This window comes from Geosporobacter subterraneus DSM 17957 (assembly GCF_900142145.1).
Classification (GTDB): Bacteria; Bacillota; Clostridia; order Peptostreptococcales; family Thermotaleaceae; genus Geosporobacter; species Geosporobacter subterraneus.
Map to the genome: position 1 here is coordinate 50,620 of NZ_FQZV01000026.1, position 8,500 is coordinate 59,119.

At 38.8% G+C, this 8,500-nt stretch carries 10 protein-coding genes, 1 other RNA gene and 1 pseudogene; 9 read left to right on the forward strand and 3 right to left on the reverse strand.

Going from position 1 to position 8,500, the window contains the following annotated elements; genetic code table 11:
* Window positions 1-7: 7 nt before the first annotated feature.
* On the forward strand, window positions 8-1,126 hold the full coding sequence (rpoD, locus tag BUB56_RS10660) for an RNA polymerase sigma factor RpoD (protein WP_110941307.1): 1,119 nt from the start codon (window positions 8-10) through the stop codon (window positions 1,124-1,126).
* A gap of 193 nt (window positions 1,127-1,319) precedes the next feature.
* On the opposite strand, the gene BUB56_RS10665 is transcribed toward rpoD, so the two are convergent.
* A complete protein-coding gene (locus BUB56_RS10665) occupies window positions 1,320-1,520 on the reverse strand; it encodes a hypothetical protein (RefSeq protein ID WP_110941308.1) in 201 nt (66 codons plus the stop codon).
* Between the two features lie 95 nt (window positions 1,521-1,615).
* On the opposite strand from BUB56_RS10665, the gene BUB56_RS10670 reads away from it, so the two are divergent.
* The 5 genes from BUB56_RS10670 (at window position 1,616) to rnpB (ending at window position 5,664) form a co-directional block, all read left to right on the forward strand.
* Window positions 1,616-2,338: an HAD family hydrolase gene (locus tag BUB56_RS10670; protein ID WP_110941309.1), complete on the forward strand. Its 723-nt coding sequence runs from the start codon at window positions 1,616-1,618 to the stop codon at window positions 2,336-2,338.
* A 37-nt stretch (window positions 2,339-2,375) separates the two neighbouring features.
* Window positions 2,376-3,089, forward strand: coding sequence for a tRNA (adenine(22)-N(1))-methyltransferase (locus BUB56_RS10675; protein ID WP_110941310.1), 714 nt, complete (start codon window positions 2,376-2,378; stop codon window positions 3,087-3,089).
* Window positions 3,056-4,174 carry a Nif3-like dinuclear metal center hexameric protein gene (locus BUB56_RS10680; RefSeq protein ID WP_110941311.1) on the forward strand — a complete coding sequence of 373 codons (1,119 nt, stop codon included), beginning with the start codon at window positions 3,056-3,058 and terminating at the stop codon, window positions 4,172-4,174. Before BUB56_RS10675 ends, BUB56_RS10680 begins: the two co-directional genes overlap by 34 nt.
* Before the next feature lie 294 nt (window positions 4,175-4,468).
* Window positions 4,469-5,182 (forward strand): zinc ribbon domain-containing protein, encoded by a 714-nt coding sequence (locus tag BUB56_RS10685; RefSeq protein WP_190014407.1) that lies wholly within the window; start codon window positions 4,469-4,471, stop codon window positions 5,180-5,182.
* 87 nt (window positions 5,183-5,269) lie between these two features.
* An RNA gene (gene rnpB / locus BUB56_RS10690) (RNase P RNA component class A) lies at window positions 5,270-5,664 on the forward strand.
* 109 nt (window positions 5,665-5,773) lie between these two features.
* On the opposite strand, the gene BUB56_RS10695 is transcribed toward rnpB, so the two are convergent.
* Complete coding sequence (locus BUB56_RS10695; protein WP_110941313.1) at window positions 5,774-5,992, reverse strand: hypothetical protein; 219 nt, start codon at window positions 5,990-5,992, stop codon at window positions 5,774-5,776.
* A gap of 724 nt (window positions 5,993-6,716) precedes the next feature.
* On the opposite strand from BUB56_RS10695, the gene BUB56_RS19670 reads away from it, so the two are divergent.
* The 3 genes and pseudogenes from BUB56_RS19670 to BUB56_RS19680 all read left to right on the forward strand — a co-directional run bounded on the left by BUB56_RS19670 (window position 6,717) and on the right by BUB56_RS19680 (window position 7,997).
* A complete protein-coding gene (locus BUB56_RS19670; protein ID WP_207650428.1) occupies window positions 6,717-6,893 on the forward strand; it encodes a hypothetical protein in 177 nt (58 codons plus the stop codon).
* A gap of 12 nt (window positions 6,894-6,905) precedes the next feature.
* Window positions 6,906-7,523 (forward strand): annotated as a pseudogene (ltrA, locus tag BUB56_RS19675) (group II intron reverse transcriptase/maturase); the annotation flags it as partial.
* The gene (locus tag BUB56_RS19680) at window positions 7,524-7,997 is read left to right on the forward strand and encodes a group II intron maturase-specific domain-containing protein (protein WP_207650429.1); all 474 of its coding nucleotides are present in this window, start codon (window positions 7,524-7,526) and stop codon (window positions 7,995-7,997) included.
* A 376-nt stretch (window positions 7,998-8,373) separates the two neighbouring features.
* On the opposite strand, the gene BUB56_RS10710 is transcribed toward BUB56_RS19680, so the two are convergent.
* Window positions 8,374-8,500, reverse strand: a 127-nt coding sequence (locus BUB56_RS10710) for a transposase (RefSeq protein ID WP_190014409.1), incomplete at its 5' end; no start/stop codon positions are given.

The window sequence follows — 8,500 nt, forward strand, 5'->3', positions numbered from 1 at the left end:
GAATTTAATGAGTAAGAAGGTAGAAGAGCAAAAGGTTGAATCAGTAAAAACCTTGATTGACAAAGGTAAAAAAAGAGGCATATTAACATACAATGAAATTATGAACACCTTAGAAGAAATTGAGCTAGATAAAGAGCAAGTGGAAGAGGTCTATGACAACTTGGCTTCTATGGGTATTGATATCGTAGGAGATCGTGATGATGAAGATATTGATGATATACCCGAAGCAGAAGAAATTGATGACATACCGGAGACAGAAGAGATTGTTGACTTAGATATTTCTATACCTAAAGGTATTAATATAGATGATCCTGTAAGAATGTATCTTAAGGAAATTGGGAAAGTTCCCTTGCTTTCTGCTGAAGAGGAAATTGAACTGGCGAAAAAGATGGAGCAGGGTGATGACGAAGCGAAAAAGAGGTTATGTGAGGCAAATCTTCGATTAGTTGTCAGTATTGCAAAAAGATATGTTGGTAGAGGGATGCTTTTCCTAGATTTAATTCAAGAAGGGAATTTAGGATTAATTAAGGCCGTGGAAAAATTTGATTGGCGAAAAGGTTATAAGTTTAGTACTTATGCAACCTGGTGGATTAGACAAGCAATTACCAGAGCAATTGCCGACCAAGCGAGAACCATTAGAATCCCTGTACACATGGTGGAAACAATCAATAAGCTCATTCGAATATCCAGACAATTGCTGCAGGAGTTAGGAAGAGAGCCTAGACCGGAAGAAATTGCAAAAGAAATGGATCTACCGGTAGAAAAGGTTCGTGAAATATTAAAGATTGCCCAAGAACCAGTATCCTTAGAGACACCTATAGGCGAAGAAGAAGATAGTCATCTGGGGGACTTTATTCCTGATGATGATGCCCCTGCCCCTGCTGAAGCTGCTGCTTTCTCCATGCTGAAAGAGCAACTGATAGAAGTGTTGGATACCCTTACACCTCGTGAACAAAAGGTATTGCGTTTAAGATTTGGACTAGATGATGGCAGAGCACGTACCCTAGAAGAGGTAGGAAAGAAATTTGATGTTACAAGGGAACGAATTCGGCAGATAGAAGCCAAGGCCCTTCGTAAGCTGAGACATCCAAGCAGAAGCAAAAAATTAAAAGATTACTTAGAATAAAGATTCGCTCGAATAGAGCGAATCTTTATAACGCATAGGAAATAATGATTGATGATACACTGCAGTTTTCCTAATCTACATTAGGTATTTCTATAAAGCCTGCCTATGAGGTTTTTTAGAAGGCTTTTTTTAAACTGAGATGTTGGTTTACAATAACCATTTATGACACGCATTGAGCTGAAATAAACGAAGGCTACCAGTATTGTTTTTGTTCTGCATATTCTATCTTTTTCTTTTTTACAGCATCATCTTCTTTTACATCTAATTGATCCTGAAGACAATTCATCAGCTGATCTGCTTCTTCTTCCCATTCACTGGTTGTACCACCCCATTTGAAATGAACTAAACTAGGATTAGGTGCCATGGAATGAGATTGAATCTTCTTTTCATTCATCGAAATGACCTCCCTCCTAATATTTTATGCAACCAGATTTATTTTATGGTAGAGAATTATTGGCTGATAACGTAAAGAAAGTGAGGATGAAATCTTTGATCAATACCATATTATTTGATTTAGATGGAACGCTTTTGCCCATAGATCCTGATACATTTATGCATCATTATTTTAAGGTTCTTAGTGAAAGATGTGCTCATTTAGTAGATCCTAAAAAACTGCCTAAGATGATTTTAGATTCAACAGAGCTTATGGTTTGCAGCACAGACCCGGATAAAACCAATCAGGAAGTGTTTATGGCTGATTTTTCAAAAAAGGTGGAACCAGTATTTCAAGAACTGTTGCCTGTGCTAGATAAATTCTATGAAGAAGAGTTCCAAAATCTGAAATTTACTTCTCAACCCATTGAAATTGTCAGAGAGATCGTTAATATTTTAAAGGAAAAAGGCTATACGCTTGTGGTTGCTACAAATCCCTTATTTCCAAGACTGGCAATCCTTCACCGCATTCAGTGGACTGGTTTAGAGGTTGAAGACTTTTCCTTTATAACAGATTATGAAAATATGCATTTTTGTAAACCTAATTTGGACTTCTATAATGAAATCCTTCAGAAAATTAATAGGTCACCAGCGGAGTGTATGATGATCGGCAATGATGTACAGGAGGATTTGATCGCAGCAAACCTAGGTATGAAAACATTTTTAATTGAAGACAATATTATCAACAGGGAAAATAAGGAGCCTGCTCCAGATTATAGAGGAAGCTACCGGGATTTACTGGACTTTGTAATGTATCTCCCAAATTTGAAGCAGGAATAAATGATTGGATATGGAATATAAATAGTGAGGAATGAAAATGAAACTGAAGCCTAGGTTACTAGCAATTACAGAAATGATAGATAAGAATAGTGTTGTAGCTGATATTGGAACAGATCACGGGTATGTGCCTGTGTATTTGATCCAACATCAAATTGCCAGAAAGGTCATCGCTGCAGACGTAAACAAGGGACCGCTAAATAGTGCAGAAGCCGCAATAAAAGCTAACGGCTTGGAGAATTATATTGAAACCAGGTTAGGCAGTGGTCTGGAGGTTCTTTCTCCCGGGGAGGTAGATACGGTGATTATAGCAGGGATGGGCGGTCTTCTAATCCGTGATCTTCTGGCTGCCCGGCCGGATATCGTGCAAACGGTACAGACTTTTATTTTACAGCCGATGGTGGCGCAAGATGAATTGAGAAAATGGTTGATAAACAATAACTTTCAGATCATCGATGAAAGATTAGCAAAAGAAGAACATCGAATCTATGAAATTATTGTAGTACGTAAAGGACACCAGGTAATCAGCGACGAATTATATTACGATATCGGGTTTAAACTCATAGAGAATAAAGATCCCCTGCTTAGAGAATTTATTTTGAAACATATCAAAAAAAATAAAGTAATAATAGAAGGTTTGAAGTATCAGAGCAGTGCTGAGGATCATGAAAAGCGGTTAAGCTGTATGAAGAAGCTTGAAAAATTAGAAGAGGTGTTACAATGGCTGAATCAGGCAGAAAAATCATCGACCTAATCGAAAAGCAGGCACCCTTGTACTTAGCAGAATCATGGGACAATGTGGGACTGCAGCTGGGTAATCCCTATAAACCGGTACATAGGATCATGGTATGCCTGGAGGTTACAGACTCTGTTCTCCAGGAGGCAGAGGCACGACAGATAGATATGATCATAACTCATCATCCATTGATTTTTAAAGCATTAAAAAAAGTTACAACGGATGATGGTCTGGGTAAGATCATTTATTCTCTCATTCAAAAGGATATATTGCTCTATTGTGCCCATACCAACTTAGATATGGCCTATGGTGGGTTGAATGATTTATTGGCAGTGGAGCTTGGCTTATCAGCGATAAAACCCCTAACCAATACCTATCGGAAAAAGTATTATAAGATTGTTGTCTTTGTACCGGAGTCTCATGAAGAGGTTGTTCGCGGTGCTTTATGTAGTGAGGGTGCCGGATTTATTGGTAATTACAGCGAATGTTCATTTAAATTGGCTGGTGAAGGTACTTTTAAACCATTGAAAGGTGCAAATCCTTATATGGGCAGTATTGGAGATCTAAAACGGGTTAAAGAATCACGGTTAGAAACAATTATTCCCGAAGATCGGTTAAAAGCAGCCATTGAGAGAATGAAGGAAGCTCACCCTTATGAAGAAGTGGCCTATGATTTATATCTATTGGGAAATGTATATGAAGAAAACGGATTAGGGAGAGTAGGCCATTGGGAGAAACCGGAAACACTGTCCCAGCTATGCAGCAAGCTTAAACAGCTATTGGGGTTAGAAAGTATAAAAGTTGTAGGAGATCCAAATAAGATCGTCTACAAGATAGGACTTTGTACCGGAAGCGGAGCAGAGTATATTTATCATGCCTATCAGATAGGATGTGACTGCTTTATAACGGGAGATGTGAAGTATCATGATGGGCAATATGCTCACCAATTGGGTATGGCGGTGATTGATGCAGGACATTTTGATACAGAAAATTATGCATGTGGCTTATATGCAAAGAGCTTGGAACAGCTGTTAAAGAAGCATCACTGTTCAGTAGAGGTGTGTTTTTCTAGCACAAATATAAATCCCTTTTGCTTTATATAGAATAGGTTTATTTTGCCTATTCTTTTTTTATTGTCTAGGAAAGTATAAATTTGCTGGAGCCTCAATAAAAGTAATTTCAAAGTTTAAGGCATTTTATAACATTTTAAGACAATAAAAAAGCAGGGGTTGTAGGGGATGAAATCCCCTGCCGCAGTAAGAGGGGTGCTCAGACTGCCTTGCAGTCGTCGAAGGGGACTAGGTTCCCCTAGCGAAGCACACCCAGTGGGCCTTTTTTATGTTTATCATAGAAAGTATAGATTGAAGAGGATTAAAATAAGAGAAAGGTGGGTTATTATGAGACAGTTGGATCTACTATGGGAATTGCAAGAAATGGAGCAGCAGTTAATGGATAAGGAGAGACTCCTCAAAAGCCTTCAGCAGCCTAGGGAAATTGAAGAAAGCATTCAAGATCACAAGAAAATGAAACAGGGATATGAAATAATGAAAAAGCAGTTGGAAGATGCTCAAAAAGATATAAAAAAAATGGAACAAGATCTAAAAGAACTGGATTTCAAGAGAGAAGAGGTAAAAGAAAAGCTTTACAGTGGGAAAATCAATGATTTAAAGCAGTTGGGAAGTCTGCTGAAAGAGCAGGAGAAAGCAGAAGGAGAGTATACACGGGTAGAAGCAAAGCTGGTGGAAAAAATGGAAGAAACAGAGTCCTTAGAAGAAAAAGTTCAGGAAGAAGAAATTAGAGAAAAAAAGGCGGGCTCTAAAATCAAACATATGCTTAAAGAAAGAAAAATCAGCTTGGAAAAAGTACAGGCTGAAATAAGTGAATTGGCGGAAAAAATAAATTCCCATTTAAAAAATATAGAAAAAACTTATCTGGATGCTTACGAGGATGTAAAGCGGCGTAAAAGCAAGCCTGTTGCATTGGTGGAATTTGATATCTGTACAGGCTGCCATATGGATCTGCCCATTATGACTATATCAGATTTAAAAAACCACAAACTTGTAACCTGTAACAACTGCAGCAGAATATTATATGCACGGCTTAAGGGGTAGAGGGCGACACATATCTTACAATATTTGGATTTTGACAAAAGCAATTGTATATGATAATATATTCTTTGTCGTTAAAACTAAATAAAGCGAGTAAGTCAGATGGTCGCGTCAGTGAAGCAATTTACTGACGAGGAAAGTCCGAGCTCCGCAGGGCAAGGTGCTGGGTAATACCCAGTGGAGGCGACTCCAAGGATAGTGCAACAGAAATAGACCGCCTGGTATGTTGTTGAGAGTGCAACCCACTGTAGAAGGGGTTACCTTCTCGACAGCATACTAGGTAAGGATGGAAAGGTGAGGTAAGAGCTCACCAGCAACTAGGCGACTAGTTGGCTCTGTAAACCCCACCCGGAGCAAGACCAAGTAGGGACAAAAAAGCGGCTGCCCGTCGTGTCCCGTGGTAGGTTGCTTGAGCCTGCTGGCAACAGCAGGCCTAGATAGATGACTGTCGAATACAGAACTCGGCTTATAGACTTGCTCGCTTAAGTAAAAATCACCTTTTCTGAAGGTGGTTTTTTATTTTAAGGAGGCGATTGCGTGACAACATCAAAATTTATTATGTAAAGAATTGGGGATTACCCAATTCTATATTATTTAGCATCCTCTAATTCCTCCAAAAATTCCAAAATTGCAGAATATTATTACAAGCAATAGGAAGAAGAATAACAATGATGTGTTATCACCAATACCGCCAATTCCTCCAAACAATCCGCAATTACAGAATATTATTACGAGCAATAGGAAGAAGAATAACAATGATGTGTTATCACCGATACCGCCAATCCCTCCAAATAATCCTTTAGTTTCGCTCATGGGTTGCACCTCCAATCATTTTAATGTCCTTAGCCTTTTCCTTTGGCTAATATAAGTTATGCCAACATAGAGACAAGTGTGCATAAATTAAATAGTGTTTAACTCATAAAAAGAGCTATTGATTTACGCATCTACAACAAGATGTTGTTTTGTAGGGGCAGACCTGCGTGCCTGCCCGCTTTTTTCGGGACGACACATAGGTCGTCCCCTACGTGCGCCCAGCATGGGCGCAGTCTTAAAGGTGAAAGTCCTGAACACCGAAGGTGGTAGTAGGTGTTAGCTTAAGGCAAGGGTGTCCTTGGCGACAAGGAATCTGAAGGAAGCCAGCGGCAAACTTCCGGTCTGAGGAACACGAATCACATATGAGGCTGATATAGTTGGATGAGTTTGCGTAGCAAAACAAAATCCTTACCACCCAAGGCTATACCAGTATATGTGGCAGATAGATGGAAGGAAAGACTGCGTTCTTACCTGGGGAGATCTCATAGCAGGTCATAAAGACAACCCATATAGCGATATATGGCTGAGCTATGAGAAGTCAGCAGAGACCATAGTACCACGAGAGTGGGAAGGGTTGAACATTAAGTGGCAAGAACATTAATGGATTCATTGTTATACGATAACCACAGAAAATAAAGCTACCCAGTGGAAGTAGAGATAGATGCTCAAGATAAACTAGGGAGCGTGTAGTGTAACGAAGGCATTATTAAAAGGAGGAGCCAAGATGGAAACAACAGGACTACTAGAAAGCATTGTCCACCGGGATAACCTTAACTTAGCTTATCGACAAGTGAAAAGGAATAAAGGAAGTCATGGAGTAGACAACATGTCCATGGAAGATTCTTTTAACTACCTAAAAGAAAATGGTAGAGAACTGATTCAGGATCTACTAGAAGGTTAGTATAAACCAAAGCCAGTAAGAAGGGTAGAAATACCGAAGCCAAATGGCGGGAAGAGAGAGTTAGGGATACCAACAGTCATAGACCGAATCATCCAACAAGCAATTGTACAAATAATTACCCCATATTTTGAAGAAAACTTTAGTGAACATAGTTATGGATTTAGAGTGGGAAGAAGCACCCATGATGCGATAAAACAAGCAAAGACATATATAGAGCAAGGATATGAATGGGTAGTAGACATAGACATAGAGAAATTCTTTGACCGAGTAAATCACGATATGCTTATGGCACGTGTGGCAAGAATAATTCAAGATAAGAGAGTTTTAAAGCTCATAAGAGCATATCTAAATACAGGGATTATGCTAAATGGAGTACTAGTGAAAAATGAAGAAGGGACCCCACAAGGAGGATCCATTAGCCCATTGCTTAGCAATATCATGCTAGATGACCTAGACAAGGAACTGGAAAGAAGAGGATTAAAGTTTGTAAGATATGCAGATGACTGTAACATCTACGTGAGAAGTCCAAGAGCAGCAGAGCGGGTCATGGAAGGGATCAGTACATTCATAGAGACAAAACTAAAACTCAAGGTCAATACAGAAAAAAGTCAGACAGGGCAACCCTTCTGAATGACATTCCTAGGATATAGTTTTTACAAGACTAAAGAAGGATTCATCGGCTATAAAGTTCCTAAAGAAAGAGTAGATAGACTAAGGCAAAAGATAAGGGAGATAACAAATAAAAACTGGTCAGTGGCTATGGAAGAAAGAATTAGAAAACTCAATCAGCTCCTTAGGGGATGGACACAATACTACAGGCTCACAAGTATGCAATGGTTAGTAGGCAATCTGGATGGATGGGTAAGAAGAAGGCTTAGAGCAGTTCGGTGGAAAGAATGGAAAAAGACTTCCACCAAATACAAAAATCTAGTGAAACTTGGAACGAGTCCCAAAGAAGCATGGCAACATGCGAATAGTAGAAAAGGGTACTGGCGTATTGCTAAGTCATGGATATTAAATAAAACCTTGACCAACCAGTACTGGAAGGAACAAGGTTTCATAGGATTTCTAGATTATTATCTTGTTGTTAAAGTCGATACTTAATGAACCGCTGTATACGGGACCGTACGTACGGTGGTGTGAGAGGACGATAGATAAAATAATTATCTATCTCCTACTCGATATTTATCTTTCATTTATATTGGCGTCATAGGCGTCAACGTAATCCAATTATTTCCAAATAAACCTTAGAAGCATGTCATTCTGAGCGTTAGCGAAGAATCTTATAGAACATAAGCAAGATTACCCTGAATTATTCATGAAGATCTAAAAAATGAATTTAGACCCTCAAAATTGAGTTTTATCAGTTTTAAAAATCTATATAAAGGAAAAAGTTCCTAAAAAAGGGTAGACTTATCCCGTAATAGTTGTTTTTGGGTTGTTTTTGCCGTTTTGAAATTGCCAAGGTTCACTGTTTTTGCTATTCAAACTTTGGGAGTCGCCTTATGTTTTCAAAGGTTTCGTAGAATTCCTCTTTATATGGGCAGCTGCTACAAAGTTTGAATGTAATATATCTTGCTGATCGGATTATCTTTGATGCAATCTTG

Coding starts and splice junctions, on each gene's coding strand:
- rpoD (WP_110941307.1), top strand. CDS start 8: ATGAGTAAGAAGGTAGAAGAGCAAAAGGTTGAATCAGTAAAAACCTTG.
- BUB56_RS10665 (WP_110941308.1), bottom strand. CDS start 1,520: ATGAATGAAAAGAAGATTCAATCTCATTCCATGGCACCTAATCCTAGT.
- BUB56_RS10675 (WP_110941310.1), top strand. CDS start 2,376: ATGAAACTGAAGCCTAGGTTACTAGCAATTACAGAAATGATAGATAAG.
- BUB56_RS10680 (WP_110941311.1), top strand. CDS start 3,056: ATGGCTGAATCAGGCAGAAAAATCATCGACCTAATCGAAAAGCAGGCA.
- BUB56_RS10685 (WP_190014407.1), top strand. CDS start 4,469: ATGAGACAGTTGGATCTACTATGGGAATTGCAAGAAATGGAGCAGCAG.
- BUB56_RS10695 (WP_110941313.1), bottom strand. CDS start 5,992: ATGAGCGAAACTAAAGGATTATTTGGAGGGATTGGCGGTATCGGTGAT.
- BUB56_RS19670 (WP_207650428.1), top strand. CDS start 6,717: ATGGAAACAACAGGACTACTAGAAAGCATTGTCCACCGGGATAACCTT.
- BUB56_RS19680 (WP_207650429.1), top strand. CDS start 7,524: ATGACATTCCTAGGATATAGTTTTTACAAGACTAAAGAAGGATTCATC.